The organism is Peterkaempfera podocarpi (assembly GCF_042466665.1).
Taxonomy (GTDB): domain Bacteria; phylum Actinomycetota; class Actinomycetes; order Streptomycetales; family Streptomycetaceae; genus Peterkaempfera; species Peterkaempfera podocarpi.
This window is the reverse complement of record NZ_CP162102.1, coordinates 2,821,364-2,839,944: the sequence shown is the minus strand read 5'-3', so window position 1 is coordinate 2,839,944 and position 18,581 is coordinate 2,821,364. Positions and strand designations below refer to the sequence as shown.

The 18,581-nt window shown below is 72.7% G+C and carries 19 protein-coding genes; 8 read left to right on the top strand and 11 right to left on the bottom strand.

Going from position 1 to position 18,581, the window contains the following annotated elements; translation table 11 throughout:
* Positions 1–150: 150 nt before the first annotated feature.
* The gene (locus tag AB0761_RS12430; protein ID WP_377269045.1) at positions 151–780 is read left to right on the top strand and encodes a class I SAM-dependent methyltransferase; all 630 of its coding nucleotides are present in this window, start codon (positions 151–153) and stop codon (positions 778–780) included.
* A 288-nt stretch (positions 781–1,068) separates the two neighbouring features.
* Positions 1,069–1,203, top strand: a complete 135-nt coding sequence (locus AB0761_RS12425) for a hypothetical protein (RefSeq protein WP_377269044.1) — start codon at positions 1,069–1,071, stop codon at positions 1,201–1,203.
* A 78-nt stretch (positions 1,204–1,281) separates the two neighbouring features.
* Here AB0761_RS12425 and AB0761_RS12420 read toward each other — a convergent pair whose 3' ends face one another.
* The 3 genes from AB0761_RS12420 to AB0761_RS12410 form a co-directional block, all read right to left on the bottom strand.
* The gene (locus tag AB0761_RS12420; protein WP_377269043.1) at positions 1,282–2,100 is read right to left on the bottom strand and encodes an alpha/beta fold hydrolase; all 819 of its coding nucleotides are present in this window, start codon (positions 2,098–2,100) and stop codon (positions 1,282–1,284) included.
* 154 nt (positions 2,101–2,254) lie between these two features.
* Positions 2,255–2,662, bottom strand: a complete 408-nt coding sequence (locus tag AB0761_RS12415) for a hypothetical protein (protein ID WP_377269042.1) — start codon at positions 2,660–2,662, stop codon at positions 2,255–2,257.
* Between the two features lie 74 nt (positions 2,663–2,736).
* Positions 2,737–2,877 carry a hypothetical protein gene (locus AB0761_RS12410; RefSeq protein WP_377269041.1) on the bottom strand — a complete coding sequence of 47 codons (141 nt, stop codon included), beginning with the start codon at positions 2,875–2,877 and terminating at the stop codon, positions 2,737–2,739.
* A gap of 241 nt (positions 2,878–3,118) precedes the next feature.
* Here AB0761_RS12410 and AB0761_RS12405 point away from each other — a divergent pair, with 241 nt between their 5' ends.
* On the top strand, positions 3,119–4,321 hold the full coding sequence (locus tag AB0761_RS12405; protein ID WP_377269040.1) for a helix-turn-helix domain-containing protein: 1,203 nt from the start codon (positions 3,119–3,121) through the stop codon (positions 4,319–4,321).
* A 208-nt stretch (positions 4,322–4,529) separates the two neighbouring features.
* On the opposite strand, the gene AB0761_RS12400 is transcribed toward AB0761_RS12405, so the two are convergent.
* From AB0761_RS12400 to AB0761_RS12385, 4 genes are all read right to left on the bottom strand, one after another.
* A complete protein-coding gene (locus AB0761_RS12400; protein WP_377269039.1) occupies positions 4,530–5,435 on the bottom strand; it encodes a sucrase ferredoxin in 906 nt (301 codons plus the stop codon).
* A gap of 20 nt (positions 5,436–5,455) precedes the next feature.
* Positions 5,456–5,692, bottom strand: coding sequence for a hypothetical protein (locus tag AB0761_RS12395; RefSeq protein WP_377269038.1), 237 nt, complete (start codon positions 5,690–5,692; stop codon positions 5,456–5,458).
* 159 nt (positions 5,693–5,851) lie between these two features.
* Positions 5,852–6,427: a DUF6082 family protein gene (locus AB0761_RS12390; protein WP_377269037.1), complete on the bottom strand. Its 576-nt coding sequence runs from the start codon at positions 6,425–6,427 to the stop codon at positions 5,852–5,854.
* A 294-nt stretch (positions 6,428–6,721) separates the two neighbouring features.
* Positions 6,722–9,172, bottom strand: coding sequence for a DNA topoisomerase (ATP-hydrolyzing) subunit A (locus AB0761_RS12385; protein ID WP_377269036.1), 2,451 nt, complete (start codon positions 9,170–9,172; stop codon positions 6,722–6,724).
* 302 nt (positions 9,173–9,474) lie between these two features.
* Here AB0761_RS12385 and AB0761_RS12380 point away from each other — a divergent pair, with 302 nt between their 5' ends.
* Together AB0761_RS12380 and AB0761_RS12375 are read left to right on the top strand one after the other, a co-directional pair.
* On the top strand, positions 9,475–10,869 hold the full coding sequence (locus AB0761_RS12380; protein ID WP_377269035.1) for a M16 family metallopeptidase: 1,395 nt from the start codon (positions 9,475–9,477) through the stop codon (positions 10,867–10,869).
* The gene (locus tag AB0761_RS12375) at positions 10,866–12,254 is read left to right on the top strand and encodes a M16 family metallopeptidase (RefSeq protein ID WP_377269033.1); all 1,389 of its coding nucleotides are present in this window, start codon (positions 10,866–10,868) and stop codon (positions 12,252–12,254) included. The genes AB0761_RS12380 and AB0761_RS12375 overlap by 4 nt, the downstream gene beginning before the upstream one ends.
* Before the next feature lie 4 nt (positions 12,255–12,258).
* On the opposite strand, the gene AB0761_RS12370 is transcribed toward AB0761_RS12375, so the two are convergent.
* Positions 12,259–12,660, bottom strand: a complete 402-nt coding sequence (locus AB0761_RS12370) for a hypothetical protein (RefSeq protein WP_377269032.1) — start codon at positions 12,658–12,660, stop codon at positions 12,259–12,261.
* Between the two features lie 179 nt (positions 12,661–12,839).
* Between AB0761_RS12370 and AB0761_RS12365 the strand changes: the two genes are divergently transcribed.
* Positions 12,840–13,874, top strand: coding sequence for a phosphotransferase family protein (locus AB0761_RS12365; protein ID WP_377269031.1), 1,035 nt, complete (start codon positions 12,840–12,842; stop codon positions 13,872–13,874).
* Positions 13,875–14,201: 327 nt separating this feature from the next.
* Here the strand turns inward: AB0761_RS12365 and AB0761_RS12360 are convergent, their stop codons facing one another.
* Positions 14,202–14,615, bottom strand: a complete 414-nt coding sequence (locus AB0761_RS12360) for an HIT family protein (RefSeq protein WP_377269030.1) — start codon at positions 14,613–14,615, stop codon at positions 14,202–14,204.
* Between the two features lie 402 nt (positions 14,616–15,017).
* Here AB0761_RS12360 and AB0761_RS12355 point away from each other — a divergent pair, with 402 nt between their 5' ends.
* Positions 15,018–15,923, top strand: coding sequence for an alpha/beta fold hydrolase (locus AB0761_RS12355; protein WP_377269029.1), 906 nt, complete (start codon positions 15,018–15,020; stop codon positions 15,921–15,923).
* 28 nt (positions 15,924–15,951) lie between these two features.
* Here the strand turns inward: AB0761_RS12355 and AB0761_RS12350 are convergent, their stop codons facing one another.
* Both AB0761_RS12350 and AB0761_RS12345 read right to left on the bottom strand, forming a co-directional pair.
* Positions 15,952–16,428 (bottom strand): hypothetical protein, encoded by a 477-nt coding sequence (locus AB0761_RS12350; RefSeq protein ID WP_377269028.1) that lies wholly within the window; start codon positions 16,426–16,428, stop codon positions 15,952–15,954.
* On the bottom strand, positions 16,425–16,955 hold the full coding sequence (locus AB0761_RS12345) for an RNA polymerase sigma factor (RefSeq protein ID WP_377269027.1): 531 nt from the start codon (positions 16,953–16,955) through the stop codon (positions 16,425–16,427). Before AB0761_RS12345 ends, AB0761_RS12350 begins: the two co-directional genes overlap by 4 nt.
* A 404-nt stretch (positions 16,956–17,359) precedes the next feature.
* On the opposite strand from AB0761_RS12345, the gene AB0761_RS12340 reads away from it, so the two are divergent.
* Positions 17,360–18,553, top strand: a complete 1,194-nt coding sequence (locus AB0761_RS12340) for an RtcB family protein (protein ID WP_377274042.1) — start codon at positions 17,360–17,362, stop codon at positions 18,551–18,553.
* Positions 18,554–18,581: the final 28 nt, after the last annotated feature.

Here is an 18,581-nt window from a genome sequence, read left to right as displayed (position 1 = left end):
GCCGGCGGCGTAGCGCTCCAGGTTCTCCCGGTCTCGTTGCGGAGCCGGGTGGTGGTCTTGTCGTGGTGGCCGAGCGAGTCCGCTGCGGCGGTGCGGGATTCGGCACGGGGCCGAAGAACAGCTGCGCATGGGGGTGTTACCTTCCCTCCCGTGACGGAGCACCAGGACGAGACCAGGGCGGCCTACGACGGGGTCGTCGAGCTGTATGCGTCGATGTTCGACAATCGACTGGAGACGCAGCCGTTCGCGCGGAACATGATCGGCACCTTTGCCGAGCTGGTGCGTGGGACGGGGAATTCGCGGGCGGCCGACGTCGGTTGCGGGCCCGGACATCTGACGGCCATGCTGCACGACCTGGGGCTGGATGCCTTCGGGCTCGACCTCTCCCCGGCCATGGTCGACCACGCCCGGCGGGCCCATCCGGCGCTGCAGTTCGACGAGGCCCGGATGGAGGCCCTCCCAGTCGAGGACGGTGCGCTCGGCGGGGTGCTGGCCCATTACTCCATGATCCACACCCCTTCCGGGGAACTACCCGCGCTGCTCGCCGAGCAGGCGCGTGTCCTGGCACCGGGGGGCCTGCTCCTGGTCTCGTTCTTCGCGACCGACGCGCCTGAGCCGGTCCGCTTCGACCACAAGGTGACACCCGCCTACAGCTGGCCGGCGGACCGGTTCGCCGAGCTACTGGCCGGGGCCGGGCTCGTCACCTTCGCTCGGCTGCTCCACGACCCGGCCTCCGAACGGGGCTTCCTCGACGCCCACTTGCTGGCCCGCCTCCGCTAGAGCGTGGCCTTTGAAGCAACGGAACAGCCGTTGGTGCTGGGGAACGATCTCGCCGTCCAGCACGGTGATTTACGGGTCTGCCGGGGTTCGACGAATGCTCCGCCGCACGGGGGGGCCCAGGGCTGCGGTCCGCCTGTGCCGGTGGGGTCAGGAGGACCAGCCCGGCGCGCTCGGCCCTGGATGCCGCCGTGCTCCGGACGACGCGCTGTCCGGACGTTTCCGTCGAGCCCCTGCGCGCCCTGCCCGAGTGCGAGCGGGAGCATGAGGTCCTGGACGAGGACAGAGGACATGGCTCGGCTCTCCCCGCTCCAGCACACCGGCCTCCACTGCCTGGGCCGCCGCAGCTCCACCGCGTCCGTGCCGTGCGAGCGCCTGCTGCCACTGCGCGGTCCGGACGCGGTTGAGCTGGAGGACGACGACTGAGCTGGAGGACGACGGCGGTGGCGAGGACGACGGCGGTGGCGAGGACGTGCAGGCGTCGTCGGTCCGTTGGCCCTGTCCTCAGTGATGTGCGCGATCGGGAGTGGCGACCTCGCGTACGGCCGCGGCGATGGCGGGGGCGTCCTTCTTGAGGATCGCATCGTGGTTGCTGGCGACCTTCGCGCTGATTCGGATGTTCGCGTTGCGGGCGACCACCCCCTCCAGGCTGGCGCGGATCTGCTCCTGCTCGTCACCCTTGCTTCCAAGAGACGCCCCCGAGGCAACCACATACCGCGTCGGCACGGTGATGTCGTCCAGTACGGGGCCCAGTTCGCGCGCGCGGGCGAGCCGGCCGAGTTCGATGTTGCTGTCCGCCATCTGCTCGGCGTTCATCCGCGGGGTCAGGCCCGTCGGGCGCAGCAGCGGCAGAAACCAGTTCATCCGCCGGAACGTCTTGCGGATCCGCTGTTCCATGGCCTCGTCCAGCCAGTCGTGTGGTTGCGCGCCCTCGACCAGGACCGCGCCCAGGGCGCGCTCCGGATTGCGGCCGGCCCAGTGCGCCGCGACGAACGCTCCGTAGGACCAGCCCACCACCAGCGCCTGCTCCACGCCGCGGGCGGCGAGGACGGCGTCGACGTCCCGGACGGCGGCCTCGAAGGAGTAGTCCGCGGAGCGTCCGGACTTCTTGCCGCGGGCCCGCTCGTCATAGGTGATGTGCCGCCACCCGGTCCCCAGTTCGGCGATGACCCGCCGCCAGTATCCCTGGGTGGCGAACTGGCCGTTGAGGTAGACCACCGGGATGCCGGGGCCGCCGGTGTCGGTGGCTGCCAGGGCCGTGTCGTCGACCGGCACCATGCCGGTCCACTGCGCATAGGTCGGGGACATGCTGGTGTTGGTCATGGGTTCCCTCTGGTCGTGTCAGGTGTCTTGGGCGATTTCCCCGGGCCCCGCACGTGGATCGCAGGCCTCTTGGGGACGGACGGCCGGGTCGTCGGCGACGACCGGCAGGATCTCGATGGCGGGGGCCCGGCCGGATGGCCTCGGCCCCGTCCCATCAGGCGGCGTCGAGGGCTTCGGTGATCTTGCGGGTCATGGCGGCCAGGGTGGGGCCGGGCTCGCCCTTGCGGGCCTGGGTGGCTGCCTCGACGGCGACGAGGACGGTGCTGCGGAAGTTGTCGGCCTCTGCCGGGTCCTGCTTCCTGAGCAGGCTCATCGCTGCCGTCAGGGCCGGCAGCACCTGGTCGGCGAGGGCGGCTGCGGAGCTGCCGTTCAGCTTCGCGGCCTTCGGCTTGTCGGCGAGCACGTGCCCGACCGGGCCGGTCGCGGAGGCCAGGGCGATGGAGCCGTGGACGGCGATCCTGTGGGGCGATCCGGTGGCGTCGGCGGCGGCCAGCAGTGAGACGGCGCCGTACGCGGCGGTCCGCAGGGTGTTCTCGTCCTGCTCGGTAAGGCTGTTGGACATGGTGGTGCGCTCCTTTGAATCCGTTGGGGTTGCTGATGGTTGCGGTGGCCGGACAGGCCGGGGCACCGGCCGTCTCAGGCGGCCTTGACCCACCGGCGGTGGTCGACGGCCCGTGGTCGGCGGCGGGAGGCCTTGGCGTCGCGGGCCGGCTGGTAGGCGTCGGCCTGACGGCGCAGCCCGGCGGTGCGTGCCCGGGCGATCTGCTCTGCGTACATCACGGCCTCCTCAGGAGTCGGCTTCCGGGTCGTTCGCGGCGGGGTTCATCCGCCGACGACAGCAACGGTAGAGCTGTTGCCAGAGTCTTGGCAACTACTTACCAAAATAAATTGCCAGACGGGCATGGGCTCCGGTTCGGAGCTTGGCAAGAGATTGTCCGGACGTGGGCAATGAGCTAGGCTCGGGCGTGAGGCAACCCTCTGACGTCGGACGACGTCATCGCTACCCAGGAGTCAGGACATGCTCGAGCAGCCAGTCTTCGGCCGTCGGCTCAGGCAACTGAGGGCCGAGCGCGGCCTGACGCTCGCCGCGCTTGCCGGTGAGGGCATGTCCGCGGGATACCTGTCCCGACTGGAGTCCGGTGCGCGTCAGCCCACCGAGCGGGCCGTCGCACATCTGGCCGCGCAGTTGGGCGTCAGCCCGGCCGAACTCACCCAGTCCACCGCGACCTCGCTCGCGCAGAGCCTGACGCTGGCCACCGGACTGGGGCAGGACGAAGCCGGCGAGACGCTCAGCGAAGCTCTGAAGGCTTCGGAGGGCGAGGATCCGCTGCTGCGGTGGCAGGCGCTCTGGCGGGTCGCCGAGTGGCGCCGACAGCGCCAGGAGTACACCGAACAACGGGTGTGCCTCGATGAACTGGTGAGGCTCAGCACACAGATCGGACTGCCCGAGCTGCAGGCCAGAGCGCTGGCCGAGCTGGCCCGCTGTATGCGCAACACCGGTGACATCGCCGACGCCGTCGAGGCCGGGACACGCGCCTGCGAACTGGCGAAGAGCGAGGGACTGCCGGCCCGCGTGCGGACCTCGACGCTGCTCGCCCTCGTGTCGGCGCTGGGGGAGGCCGGCCGGATCACCGAAGCCGCGCGTTGCACCGAGGAACTGCTCGCCGCGGCAGAGGGGGGTCCGGGGCTGCAATGGGCGCAGGCCCTGTGGACCGCGGCCAGCACCCGGTCTCGTCAGGGCGATCCCGATGCCGCAGCGGAGCTGATGGACCAGGCCGTCCGCAGCTTCGACGGCCGGGACGATCTGACGGTCTGGATGAACCTGCGCATCAGTGCCGCCCGAGCCGATCTTCAGGTCGATCCGCCGAGGACGGACGCCGCCCAGCAGCGCGTCGAAGAAGTCCAGGCGGCCCTGCCGTTCGCGGGCGCACCATCCGTCGAGCAGGCACTGCTGGCGGTGCGCGCCCGCATCGCCGTCGCCACCGGCCGCCCCGACCAGGCGCGTGCGGTGCTGGACCAGCTGGTCGGCTTCGACGACCTGCTGACGTATCAGGACCGGATCAGGCTCGATGTGCTGCGCAACCGCGTGCTGCTCCTGGAGGGCGAGCAGGCCCCGGCGCTCGCCGGGCTGCGCAAGCTCGCCGAACAGGCCCAGCAGAGCGGCAACATGGACCTGGCCGCGGAGATCTGGCGGCTCGTCGCCGAATCCCTGGCGAAGTGAGGGTGCTCGGGTCGCACGGGAGTCGCCGACGCGCCCTTCGGTCGCGGGCCCGGTGGGGACGCGCCCTTCGGCCGCGGGCCCGGTGGGGACGCGCCCTTCGGCCGCGGGCCCGGTGGGCCGTGGCGCCCTGACACCTGGTCCCGCTCGCCGGCACCGGCCGCACCCGCACCGCCACTGAGGCCGGGACCGCCCGGAGGTCCGGTCGGGACTACCGGGCTGTGACGGTCCGGACGTCCATCCGGGCCGGGGTGCCCGGGGACTTGCCGCAGCTCTCGGGGCGCGGTGGCTCCGAGACACCCAGGGCGACCTCGACCTCCCAGGCCCGGCCGTCGGTGTGGCGCACCCGTATCTGCCGCAGCCCGTCCTCGGCCGGGGAGTGCCCGGCGACGACGAGGGCGTCGGCGACGTCCTCGCCGATGAGCCGGCGGACGGCGAGTTCAGCGGCCTGGCCGGGGCGGTCCCAGCAGGAGCGGCCACGGCACCACTCGGTGCTCATACGGCCGTCGGCGGTGGTTGCCAGCAACTCCTTGGCGGTGGTGGCCGTCAGCCGTCCGTAGGCGTAGCCGTAGGGCAGCACCAGCATGGTGGGGGAGAAGCGGTGGCCGCCGAGATGGGTCACCTCCCACACCTCGCTGTGGCCCGCGGCGGCCAGTTCGGCCGCCAGCGGGCGGCCGAGCAGTGCGCAGCAGCGGTCGCGGCGGCCGTTGGTGCACACCAGAGCGAGCGGGTCGCCGGTGTGCTCGTGGCCGAGGCCGCCGTGGTCGCCGCCGCCGAGTGCCGCGAAGTCCAGGCCCAGCAGCTCGCCCGGATCCTCGACGGTCTCCCGCCGTACCCAGGACGAGCCGGGAGCGGTGTGTGCGACGACGACCTGGTGCCGCCGGACGGTGTGCTGGTCGGCGTGCCGTCCCGGCCTGCGGATCAGCGCGATGCGTACGCCCGTGTCCGCCGCAGCCCGGTCGAGAGCCCGGCCGATCTCGGCATCGAGATGGCTCTCGGCCAGCGCCTTGGCGCCCCAGGGTCCGGTCTGTTCCAGCAGCAGCCAGGTCATGGCGGTCGCCGCCGTCGCGGCCAGCGGCTCGGACAGTTCGGCGGAGAGAGTCGCACATGTGCTCACCGTGCCACCCTACGCCGGGCCTAGAGGTCGGGGATCTCCGCCTTGGCCCGCACCAGCAGCTCCCTGGGGATCACCACGATCCGCTCGTCCCCGCCCACACCGGCATCGGCGGGAAGCGACCCGATCAGGGCGGCGGTGGCCTCGGCGCCGATCACTGCGAAGTTCCCGTCAGCGAGCTCGAAGAGGTCGGGGCAGGTCGCCCCCGACTGGCAGCCGCGCTCACGCGGCGAGGGGCCGATGCGCCGATCAATGTGCACGGGGAAGGTAGCCGTTTCTGCTCGGGGCCTGGGCAGTGCCGCAGGCGTTGAGGCCGGTGCTCGTGCGGCCATTGTGATGCACGCGACGTTGCGTCGCGAGCAGAAACGCTACTGCGGGGGTGTGAAGGAAGGCGACGCGCCACCCGGGAGACCTGGGGATCAGCCGTCGCGGAGTTCGGCGATCGCCTCGTCCACCAGCCGGCCGAACCGGCGCTCCTCGGAGTCGGCGGGCAGCATGTTGCGACTGGTGCTACTGGCCGACCAGTAGGCGCGGAAGTCCGCACTGCGCGCGATGATCCGCAGGGAGCTGCGCAGGGTGTCGTCGTCGACACCCTCCATCCGGCCGACCATCACCATGTGCGCGAAGATCAGGTTGGAGTACAGGTGCTTGCGCACCGTCGAATGCGGCAGCCCCGGATCGTAGTCGGGCCAGACCCGTGCCAACTCCGGGTCGTGGATGGCCATTTTCAGCAGGTCCACATGGAGAGCGCGGATCTGCGACTCGGCGCTGCGGCGCAACTGCGTGCATGAATCGGTCATCTCGGCCCGCTGCAGGGCCAGTTCCTGCCGCTGCATCCGCAACTCCTGCCGTTGCAGCGACACCCCCGCCACCACCAGCAGCAGGGCCAGGCCGGAGAAGACCGCGCCGGCGGCCTCGAAGTACTGGCCCGCGCTGCCCCGCGCCGCCGCCGCCGCAGGGCCGCCGTTCCCCGCTCGACCGCGTCGATCATCCATCCGCTGAGTGCGAACGACGCGACGCAGACCGTGGCGACGGCCGCCAGGGCGAGCGCGGCCCACAGGGCGTAGCGGGCGATCCCGCGGGACGGTGCCCGTCCTGCCTCCATATGCGCCCCCGAACATGCCTCCATCCGCGTCGGCATCGCGGACTGCCTTCGCGGTGTGCCCAGGACCTCGTTGTGTCTGTGTCCGGGTGATTCCCGGACGGGGCGTGGGTCAATCGCACAAAGGGCCGGGCCCCGGCGGCAATCCAGCCCCCGGGGCCCATGACGGCCAGTCAGTCCGGCTGCGTCACACCGGTCCGGCCACCGCCGCGACCTGGTGGGTGACCGGGATGCCCGAGCCGTCGCGGCGCGGGTCGCGCCCCGGCAGGTCCACCGGGGCGCCGGCGGAGGTGGCGGCGCGGGCCGGGGCGGGGCCTGCCCAGGCGAAGGCGAGGGCGTCCTCGCCGCGCAGGAACCGCTGGCAGCGGACACCGCCGGTGGCGCGGCCCTTGCGCGGATACTGCTCGAAGGGGGTGAGCTTCCAGCTGGTCTGGGTCTCTCCGTCCAGCGTCCCGGTGGCGGTGGCGACCGAGAGCACCACCGCGTCCGCGGCCGGGTCGACCGCGGTGAAGGAGAGCACCCGGGCGCCGTCGGCCAGCTTGACACCGGCCATGCCGCCGGCCGGGCGTCCCTGCGGACGGACCTGGCCGGCCGGGTAGCGCAGCAGCTGGGCGTCGGACGTGATGAAGACCAGGTCCTCCTCGCCGGTGTGCAGCTCGACCGCGCCGATGACGGTGTCGCCCTCCTTGAGGCCGATCACCTCGAACTCGTCCTTGTTGGCGGGCCAGTCCGGTACCACCCGCTTGACCACGCCCTGCACGGTGCCCAGCGCCAGGCCGGGCGAGGACTCGTCCAGCGTGGTCAGGGCCAGCACCTGCTCCTCCGCGGCCAGCGGCAGGAACTCGCTGGCCGGGGCTCCGCCCGCCAGGTTGGGTGCCGTGGAGCTCGGCGGCAGGGCGGGCAGGTCGATGACGCTGAGTCGCAGCACGCGCCCGGTGGAGGTCACCGCGCCGATGTCACCGCGGGCGGTGGCGGACACCGCGGAGATGATCACATCGTGTTTCGCTCGGCGCTCGCTCGGCTCCAGGGAGTCGCCGTCCGCCGTCCGGGCCAGCAGCCCGGTGGAGGAGAGAAGCACCCGGCAGGGGTCGTCGGCGACCTGGAGCGGCACCGCGGCCGCGGTGGGCACCGCACCGGCCTCCAGCAGCACGGTGCGCCGCTCGGTGCCGAACTGCTTGGCCACGGCGGCCAGCTCGCCGGAGACCACGCTGCGCAGCTTGGCGTCGGAGTCCAGGATCTCGGTGAGCTCGGCGATCTCCTTGTGCAGCTTCTCCTGCTCCGCCTCCAGCTCGATCCGGTCGAACCGGGTGAGCCGCCGCAGCGGGGTGTCCAGGATGTACGCGGTCTGGATCTCGGACAGCCCGAAGCGCTCCATCAGGCGCTCCTTGGCCTGCGCGGCGTTCTCGCTGGCCCGGATGAGGGCGATGACCTCGTCGATGTCGACCAGGGCCACCAGCAGGCCCTCGACCAGGTGCAGCCGGTCCTGCCGCTTGCGGCGCCGGAACTCGCTGCGTCGGCGCACCACCTCGAAGCGGTGGTCGACATAGACCTCCAGCAGCTCCTTGAGCCCCAGGGTCAGCGGCTGCCCGTCGACCAGCGCCACATTGTTGATGCCGAAGGACTCCTCCATCGGCGTCAGCCGGTAGAGCTGCTCCAGCACGGCCTCGGGCACGAAGCCGTTCTTGACCTCGATCACCAGCCGCAGGCCGTGCTCACGGTCCGTCAGGTCCTTGACGTCGGCGATGCCCTGGAGCTTCTTGGCGCCGACCAGGTCCTTGATCTTGGAGATCACCTTCTCCGGGCCGACGTTGTACGGCAGCTCGGTGACCACGATGCCCTTGCGGCGGGCGGTGACGTTCTCCACCGCCACGGTGGCGCGGATCTTGAAGGTGCCGCGGCCGGTCTCGTAGGCGTCGCGGATGCCCGACAGGCCCACGATCCGGCCGCCCGTCGGGAGGTCCGGTCCGGGCACGAACCGCATCAGGGTGTCCAGGTCGGCCCCGGGGTGCTTGACCAGGTGCCGGGCGGCGGCCACCACCTCCGCCAGGTTGTGCGGAGGCATATTGGTCGCCATACCGACCGCGATCCCGGTGGTGCCGTTGACCAGCAGGTTCGGGAAGGCGGCGGGCAGCACCAGCGGCTCGCGCTCACTGCCGTCGTAGTTGGGGCCGAAGTCGACGGTCTCCTCGTCGATCGACTCCACCATGGCCATCGCGGCGGCGGTCAGCCTGGACTCGGTGTACCGCATCGCGGCCGGCGGGTCGTCGTTGCCCAGCGAACCGAAGTTGCCGTGGCCGTCGATCAGCGGCAGCCGCATCGAGAACGGCTGCGCCAGGCGCACCAGGGTGTCGTAGATCGCGGCGTCGCCGTGCGGGTGCAGGCGGCCCATCACCTCGCCGACCACACGGGCCGACTTCACATGGCTGCGCTCCGGGCGCAGGCCCATCTCATTGGCCTGGTAGACGATCCGGCGGTGCACCGGCTTGAGGCCGTCACGGGCGTCGGGCAGGGCGCGGGAGTAGATGACGGAGTAGGCGTACTCCAGGAAGGAGCCCTGCATCTCGTCCACGACGTCGACGTCGAGGATCCGCTCCTCGAAGTCGCCGGCGGACGGTGGAGGCGAACTGCGGCGGGCCATCGCGGGCGGGCTCCTTTGCGTGGTCAGCGTCGATCGGCGCCGTACGGGCACGGCGGTTCCCTATTGTGGCCCCTTCCTACGACACACCCGGCCACCACCCCGCACCGCGTCCCGCGGCGCCGCGCAACCACCAGGCCACCGCCGCGCGACCGCAACGCTTCCGCCTGCGGCGAACACCCGGCCCGGACAGGCATCTCCGGGCGTCCCGTTCGTTGCACCACAATGGGGCACCACGAGGGGCGCAGCCCCCCGCCCGCGAGCAGGAACCACCACCGAGCAGCGACGGGAAGGACCCGACCAGCATGGCCAACCCGGCCCCCGCCTCCTCCTCCGGAGGCCTCGCCATCACCGAGCACCGCCTGGCCAACGGCCTGCGCGTGGTGCTCTCCGAGGACCACCTCACGCCGGTGGCCGCCGTGTGCCTCTGGTACGACGTCGGCTCCCGCCACGAGGTGAAGGGCCGCACCGGCCTCGCCCACCTCTTCGAGCACCTGATGTTCCAGGGCTCGGCCAGTGTCCAGGGCAACGGGCACTTCGAGCTGATCCAGGGGGCCGGCGGCTCCCTCAACGGCACCACCAGCTTCGAGCGCACCAACTACTTCGAGACCATGCCCGCCCACCAGTTGGAGCTCGCGCTCTGGCTGGAGGCCGACCGCATGGGGTCGCTGCTGGCCGCCCTCGACGACACCAGCCTGGAGAACCAGCGCGATGTGGTGAAGAACGAGCGCCGCCAGCGGTACGACAATGTGCCCTACGGCACCGCCTTCGAGAAGCTCACCGCGATGTCGTTCCCCGAGGGCCACCCCTACCACCACACCCCCATCGGCTCCATGGCCGACCTGGACGCCGCCACCCTCGAGGACGCGCAGGCCTTCTTCTCCACGTACTACGCGCCCAACAACGCGGTGCTCTCCGTGGTCGGCGACATCGACCCCGAGGAGACGCTGCGCTGGATCGAGAAGTACTTCGGCACCATCCCCGCGTACGACGGCAAGCCCGCCCCGCGCGACGGCTCCCTGCCGCCGGTCAGCGGCGAGGAGCTGCGGGTCACCGTCCGCGAGGAGGTACCCTCACGCGCGCTGATGGCCGCCTACCGGCTGCCGCACGACGGCACCCGTGAGGCCGACGCCGCCGACCTGGCCCTCACGGTGCTGGGTTCCGGAGAGTCCAGCCGCCTCTACAACCGGCTGGTGCGCCGCGACCGGCTCGCCGTCGCCGCCGGCTTCGGACTGCTGCGCCTCGCCGGTGCGCCCTCCCTGGGCTGGCTGGACGTCAAGACTTCCGGTGACGCCACCGTGGAGGCCATCGAGGCCGCCGTCGACGAGGAGCTGGCCAGGTTCGCCGAGGAGGGCCCGACCCCCGAGGAGCTGGAGCGGGCCCAGGCCCAGATCGAGCGCGAGTGGCTGGACCGGCTGCAGACCGTCTCCGGCCGGGCCGACGAACTCTGCCGCTACGCCGTCCTCTTCGGCGACCCCGGCCTCGCCGGCACCGCCCTCTCCCGGGTCCTGGAGGTCACCGCGGAGGAGGTCCGGGACATCGCGCGGCAGCGGCTGCGCAGCGACAACCGGGCCGTCCTGGTCTACGAGCCGGTGCACCCCGAGGCGGGCGAGGCACCGCAGACCCCCGACACCTCCGAGATCTCCGAGACCCCCGCGGTCTCCGGAGAGGCCGACACCACCGAGGGAGGCGCCGCATGACCGGCATCAAGCCCACCATGACGTTCCACCCCCGCCCCGAGGCGGGCGCCCCCACCCCGTGGGCCTTCCCGGCACCCGAGCGCGCCACCCTGGACAACGGCCTCACCGTGCTGCGCTGCCACCGCCCCGGCCAGCAGCTGGTCGCGGTGGAGGTGCTGCTCGACGCCCCGCTCGCCGCCGAGCCCGACGGGCTCGACGGTGTCGCCACCATCCTCGCCCGGGCGTTCAGCGAGGGCACCGACACCCTCACCGCCGAGGAGTTCGCCGGCGAGCTGGAGCGGGCCGGAGCGACCATGGACGCCCACGCGGACCATCCCTGCGTCAGGGTCTCCCTGGAGGTTCCCGTCTCCCGGCTGGAGCGCGGCCTCTCCCTGCTCTCGGACGCGCTGCGGACCCCGGCACTGCCCGAGCACGAGATCGAGCGGCTGGTCGCCAACCGCCTCGACGAGATCGTCCATGAGCTGGCCAATCCGGCCCGTCGCGCCGCCCTGGCGCTCTACGGCGACCTCTTCGAGGGCACCGACCGGCTGTCCCGGCCCCGGGCGGGCTCCGCCGAGACCGTGCGGACCATCGACCGGGACGCCGTGCAGGCCTTCTACACCGCGCATGTCCGCCCGGCCACCGCCACCGCCGTGGTCGTCGGCGACCTCGACGGTGTGGACCTGGACGCCATCCTCGCCCGCACCCTCGGCGCCTGGAGCGGCGACAAGGCCGAGGTTGCCGCACCCACCCCGGTCAAGGCCGACGACCGCGCCCGGGTGATCATCGTCGACCGGCCCGGCTCGGTGCAGACCCAGCTGCTGATCGGCCGGGTCGGCGCCGACCGCCACGACGAGGTCTGGGCCGCCCAGGTCCTCGGCACCTACTGCCTGGGCGGCACCCTCACCTCCCGCCTCGACCGGGTGCTGCGCGAGGAGAAGGGCTACACCTACGGCGTCCGCGCCCTGGCCCAGCCGCTGCGCTCGGCCCCCGACGGCTCGGGCCGGGTGCTGCTCGCCATCACCGGTTCGGTGGACACCCCGTCCACCGCCCCGGCGCTGGCCGACACCTGGACGGTGCTGCGGACGCTGGCCGCCGAGGGCCTCACCGACGCCGAGCGCGATGTCGCCGTGCAGAACCTGGTGGGGGTGGCGCCGCTGAAGTACGAGACCTCCGCCGCGGTCGCCGCCACCCTCGCGGACCAGGTCGAGCAGTCCCTGCCCGACGACTACCAGGCCCAGGTCTACCGCCGGCTCGCCGAGACCGGCACCGCCGAGGCCACCGCCGCCGTGGTCGCGGCCTTCCCCCCGGAGCGGCTGGTCACCGTGCTGGTCGGGGACGCCTCGGTGATCGCCGACCCGGTACGGGAGCTGGGCATCGGTGAGGTGACCGTCCTCCAGCCCTGACCGGTCATGCAGCCCCGGGGACCGCCGGCCCATTGGCCGCCGGTCCCCGGGCCGCCCACTCCTGCGGGCCCACCAGGAACGGCCTGCCCGGCCGCTCCGGCTCCCAGCCGCCGGCCAGCGCCAGCCGCACCGCCGCCGCCACCGTCGAGGGCAGCACGCTCATCGACGGCCGCCCAAGCCAGTTGTCGGGCCGGGCGGTGCCCACATCCACCACCAGCACCGTCCCGGGCGCGCCGTCCGCCTCGGCCGCCCGCTCCACGGCGAAGGTCAGCGCGGACCAGCCCATCCCCTGGCAGTAGGTCGGCCGGGGCCGCACCCGCCAGCGGTACTCCACCCCGTCCACCGCGATCAGCCGTGAACCCCTGCGCACCAGTGCCATCCCCGTCCCCCGTCCCGACTGTTCCATGGCGTCCCGACTGTTCCATGGCGTCCCGGCCTGCGACCGGCGGGCAGGTTATCGGCCGACCCCACTCCCGGCACCCGGTTTTCCACGGTTGGCCGCCCCGATTCCGCGGACGGCCCCGCGGGCCCCCCATGTCCGCCGCCTCCTCAACCCCCTTGCGGCGCACTGCGAGGATGGTCCGCATGACGCCGAAGCTGCCGTTCGGAGACGGACTGAGGGAACAGCTGGGCCCACCGGGCGGAGCCCGCAGACTGAGCAGCAGCCCGCGGTCGCGGGTCTGGCAGGTCGAACTCCCCGGCGGCCCCGCCGTGGTCAAACAGCATGTCGAAGGTCCCGGCGCCGACGAGCGCCACGCCCGCGAGATCGCCGCGCTGCGGCTGGCCGCACGGGTCGACCCACCCGTCGTACCCCGGCTGCTGGGCACCGACCAGGCAGAGCGCGTCCTGGTGCTGGAGCGACTTGAGCACCGGGCACCGGCCGACGACTGGGTGGTCGGCTATGCCGCCGCACTGGCCCGGCTGCATGCCGCCGCACAGCCGGAGGACACCGGCGTCCTCCCCGTCTGGAGCGGCCCGACCCCGGACGACGTCGCAGCCTTCCTCGACCTCGCCCGGCAGCTGGACGCCGACATCCCCGCGGGGGCACCCGCCGAACTCGACGGCCTGCTCGGCCGCCTCGCGGAGGCACCCGGACGGGCCCTGCTGCACGGCGACCCCTGTCCCGGCAACGATCTGCACACCCCGTCCGGAGTCCGCTTCGTCGACTTCGAACAGGCAGCGCTGGGCGACGGCCTGGTCGAACTGGCCTATCTGCGGATCGGGTTCCCCACCTGCTGGTGCGTCACCGTGCCCACCCCGCAGCTGCTGGACCTGGCCGAGACCGCGTACGACGACGCCTGGTACGCGGCGACCGGGACACCGCGCACCGGCCACCTCGCCGACGCCTGCACCGGCTGGCTGATCCGCGGCGACGCCCTGGTTCAGCGGGCCTACCGCGGTACTGCCGACCATCTCGCCCGCCTCCGGCGCAAGGACTGGAACTGGGGCACCGTGACGGCCCGGCAGCGGCTGCTGCACCGGCTGGGCGTGGTTGAGGCGATCACCGCGGACCGGGCGGACCTGGCCGGAGTGCGGCAGCTCTGCGCCGAACTCCGCCACCGTGTCCAGAGCCGGTGGCCGGCCCTCCGGCCGCCACCGGGCCAACGGCCCGCCACGTAGGGCTGGTTCGGCGGTTCCGGCCGGTGAGTGTCCCTGGTCCGGCCGGTCCCTGCTGCTGCGGTGCCGGGGCCGGCCGGGTGCGGCGGGGGCGACCGTGACGGTGTGTGGCGCTTCGGAGGGGCGTGTGTTGCGCGCGGTGCGCCACTTCGGCGGTACGCCTGATGGGGGCGGGCGGGGCGACCAGGCGGCGCGGGCACCACACCTAAGACCCCGCTCGCCCGGCCCGCCCCCGAAGGGGCGGGCAGCGACACGGCCGTTCCCCTGGACTGCGCGGGGCGGCCGGACGACCAGGCCCCCTTCCCCGGAAGCGGACTGCCGGCCAGTCGATCAGCCGGTCAGGGCCGAGCGGAGCCTCGCTGCGACCTCGGCCGCCTCGGCGTCGTCGCGGTAGTGGTTCCTGGGCCAGAAGAAGCCCCGCAGGCCGTCCTTGGGGTTGCGCGGCACCACATGGACATGGAGATGCGGCACCGACTGGCTGATCCGGTTGTTGGCCGCGACAAAGGAGCCCGCCGCACCCAGCGCCCCCTCCATCGCCGCCGCGACCCGCTGCACCACCGTGAAGAACGGTTCCAGCAGATCCACCGGAAGGTCGGGCAGCGTCTCCAGATGCACCGTCGGCACCACCAGGGTGTGCCCGGGGAAGAGCGGACGCCGGTCCAGGAAGGCCACCGTCCGCTCGTCACGGTGCACCACATGCGCCTCCTCGGAACCGGCCACCACGGCGCAGAAGACGCACTCCATCCCCCGATTCCAGCGCACCTCGCCGCCGCCCGCACCCCGGCCCGCTCGCATCGAGCCGCTTTCGCCACGGCTCGCGCGCCTCGCGCGGCACGCTGCACCCCGGCCGTCTGCGATCGGGGCCGCGCTGTCCGTACCCCGGCTCGCCCGCAGTGAGCCGCACTCTGCCGCCCCCTCAGGCCGGGCCGTCAGCCACCCTCAGCCCGGGCCGTCCGCACGGAGCCGTCCTCTGCATCCGGCCCGCCGCTCCGGCCCGGCCCGCCCCGGCGGTCCGGCTCGCGCCGCCGTCGGTTGCCTGTCCGCTCCGCCCGCCGTCCGGTCCACCCGGAACCTTTGCAAGTGCCGTCGCCTCCTGACCGAGCGGGAACCCGTCAGGGCCCCGACCGCTCCCCAGGAGGCAGACCGATGACCACCGGCACCGCCGAGCCCGACACCGTCCACCGCCCCATGCCGACCGCACCCGGGGTCATCCACCGCTGGGTCACCGCACGGGGCATCCGCTTCCATCTGGCCGAGGCCGGCGCGGGGGGCGTCCCGCTACTGCTGCTGCACACCTTCCCGCAGCACTGGTACGCCTGGCACCCCGTGCTGCCGCTGCTGGCCCCCGACCACCGGTTGATCTGCCCTGACCTGCGCGGAGCAGGCTGGTCGGACGCCCCGTCGCGCGGCTATGACACCGACACCCGGGTCGCCGACACACTGGCGCTGCTGGACGCCCTCGGCCTGGAGCGGGTCGGGCTGATCAGCCATGGGTGGGGCGGATGGCTGGGTTTTATGCTCTGCCTGCGCGCCCCCGAGCGCTTCACCCACCATCTCGCCCTGAACTCCATCCACCCCTGGCCACTGCACCGCCGGCTGGTGCCCAACGCCTGGCGGTACTGGCACACCGCGCCGCTGGAGGCACCCCTGGTCGGCCGTGCGGTGCTGCGCCGCTGGCCCGGCTTCACCCGGGGTCTGCTGCGCCGGGGCGTCGCCGACCCGTCCGTCTGGTCACCGCAGGAGCTGGACGAGTACGCGCTCGCGGCCGGTGGCCCCGGCCGGGCCCGTGCCGGGGAGCTGCTCAACCGCGCCTATGCGCTGCATGACATCCCCCGCCTGGTGCGGGGCCACTACAAGCGGCTGAGGCTCACCACCCCCACCGTGCTGCTGGCCGGTGAGCGCGATGCCATCCTCCCGCCCGCCGTGATGACCGACGCCGGGCGGTACGCCGAGGAGCTCCGGATACGGATCGTCCCGGGAGCCGGTGCCCATCTGCCGAAGGAGCGGCCGGAGGAGGTCGCGGAGACCGCCCGGGCGCTCTTCCGGAGCTGACCGGGAGCGTATGGCGGCCCGGTGCCGCTCAGCGCCGGGCCGCCGTACGCCGCCGCACCCGCTCCAGCATCCGACCGATCCGCACCGCCCCCACGGCCCGCAGCACCGCGGCCACCGGCACCAGCCGGGCGGTGCGCACACCGCCGAGCACCGCGAACCTGGTCCCCGAGCCCTCGGCCACTGCCGCCATCCCGCCTATCACCAGCGGGCTCTGCATCAGGCACCAGCCGTACTCCAGCACCACCTCGAAGTCGGCCCGGTGCCCCAGCGGCCCGACCGCCACCGCCCGCAGCCGCGACCCGGAATCGCCCACCAGCCGGAAGGACCGCACCGAGGGCACCAGATGCGGCAACTCGCCCTCCAGATCAGCCGCCACCGCCCACACGCCCTCGGGCGGGGCATCGATGTACCCCTCTGCGAACATCCCGCCGCGGACTCCCGCGGCCAGCACCCGCAGCCGCCGCACCGGATCCAGCTCCTGCATCGCCACCGGCTCGCCGCTCATCGCTGCCACGCCTTCCGGAAACCGTCCCGGGCCCGGTGCAACCGCGATTTCACCGTGCCCAGGGAGACCCCCAGCACCGCACTCGCCGTCCGCTCGTCCAACCCCTCCACCTCCCGCAGTACCAGGATCGCCCGGTGGTCCGGCGGCAGCCGCCGCAGCACATCGTGCACATCCCCGGCCAGCTCCGGATCGCCCGGGGCCGGCCGGTCGTCCCACTCCGCCACCGGGGTCTCCCTGGCTGCCCGGCGTGCCACCCGCACGGCCTCCCGTACGGTGACCGTGCGGACCCAGCCGTAGAGCGCCGCCGGGTCGGTCAGTGAGCGCAGCCCCCGGAAGACCGCGACCAGTGACTCCTGCACCGCATCCGCCGTGTCGGCCTGCGCGATCGGGCGGCACAGCCGGGTCACATAGGGCGTCAGCAACCGCAACAGCTCGTCCATGGCGAGGACATCGCCGCGCTGCGCCCCCGGCAGCAGCTGCGCGGCGCACTCCCACGGCGGTGCGGGTGTCTCCTGAGTCCGGCTCATCGCGCCCCCTTTCTGCGCCGTCCCACTTCGTACAGAGAAGCCACGACGGGGAAAGGTTCCCGGCCTTCCCGGAAATCCGTTGCACACCCCGGCCCCGGCGTGGGTAGATGGGGCCGCGCCCGGGAGACGGGCCCTCAGAGCGGTGAAGGGAGGCGGAAGCCATGCGGGTCGAGCAACGACGAGTGCGCCGGTGCGGTGCCGTTCGCTCCCCAGGACTCCGCCGCACCCAGCCCTGTCCGGGGTCCCGCCGGCGGTAGCCGCCGACCCCGTCGCTCCACACCTGCCACCGCTGCCGCCCGCCCTGGGCGCCGGCCCAGCGGTGCACGGACTTCCCGAGCCATGCCGGACGGATGCATGGCACCGCCTTGCCAGGAGAGCAACCGACCATGGAGGTCGAACCAGTCATGTCGTACACCGAGGTGCCCGGAGTTCGGGTGCCCATCCGGATGTGGACCGATCCGGCGGCCGTCGAGGGCGCGGCCATGCAGCAGCTGCGCAACATCTCCTCGCTGCCCTGGATCAGCGGACTCGCCGTGATGCCCGATGTCCACCTGGGCAAGGGCGCCACGGTCGGCTCCGTGATCGCCATGGAGGGCGCGGTCTGCCCGGCCGCGGTCGGCGTGGACATCGGCTGCGGGATGAGCGCGGTGAAGACCTCGCTCACCGCCCGCGACCTGCCCGACGACCTCGCCCGGCTGCGCTCCTCGATCGAGCGGGCCATCCCGGTCGGCCGCCAGGGCCATGACGACCCCGTCGACCCGCGCCGGCTGCACGGTCTGCCGACCGCCGGCTGGGAGGGCTTCTGGGAGCGTTTCGACGCACTGGCCCCGTCGGTGAGGTTCCGCCGGGAGCGGGCGCTGTCGCAGATGGGATCGCTCGGCGGTGGCAACCACTTCATCGAGGTGTGCCTGGACACCACCGGCGCGGTCTGGCTGATGCTGCACTCCGGGTCGCGAAACATCGGCAAGGAGCTGGCCGAGCACCACATCGGCGTGGCCCGCTCGCTTCCGCACAACCAGGACCTGGCCGACCGCGACCTGGCGGTCTTCATCGCGGACACCCCGCAGATGGCCGCCTACCGTGAGGACCTCTTCTGGGCGCAGGAGTACGCCAAGAGGAACAGGGCGATCATGATGGCGCTCTTCCAGGACGTGGTCCGGCGGGAGTTCCGCAGGGCCAAGGTCACCTTCGACCAGGTGATCTCCTGTCACCACAACTACGTCAGCGAAGAGGTCTACGACGGGCGGGAGTTGCTGGTCACCCGGAAGGGGGCGATCCGGGCCGGCTCCGGCGACTACGGGATCATCCCCGGTTCGATGGGCACGGGTTCGTACATCGTCCGCGGCCTCGGCAACGCCGCGGCCTTCAACTCGGCCTCGCACGGCGCGGGTCGGAAGATGAGCCGCACCGCCGCCAAGAAGCGCTTCACCACCCGTGATCTGGAGCTGCAGACCAGGGGAGTGGAGTGCCGCAAGGACAGCGGTGTGGTGGACGAGATCCCCGGCGCCTACAAGCCGATCGAGAAGGTCATCGAGCAGCAGCGGGACCTGGTCGAGGTGGTCGCCCAGCTGAAGCAGGTCGTCTGTGTGAAGGGCTGACAGCCAACTCACATCGTGAGCGTCGGGC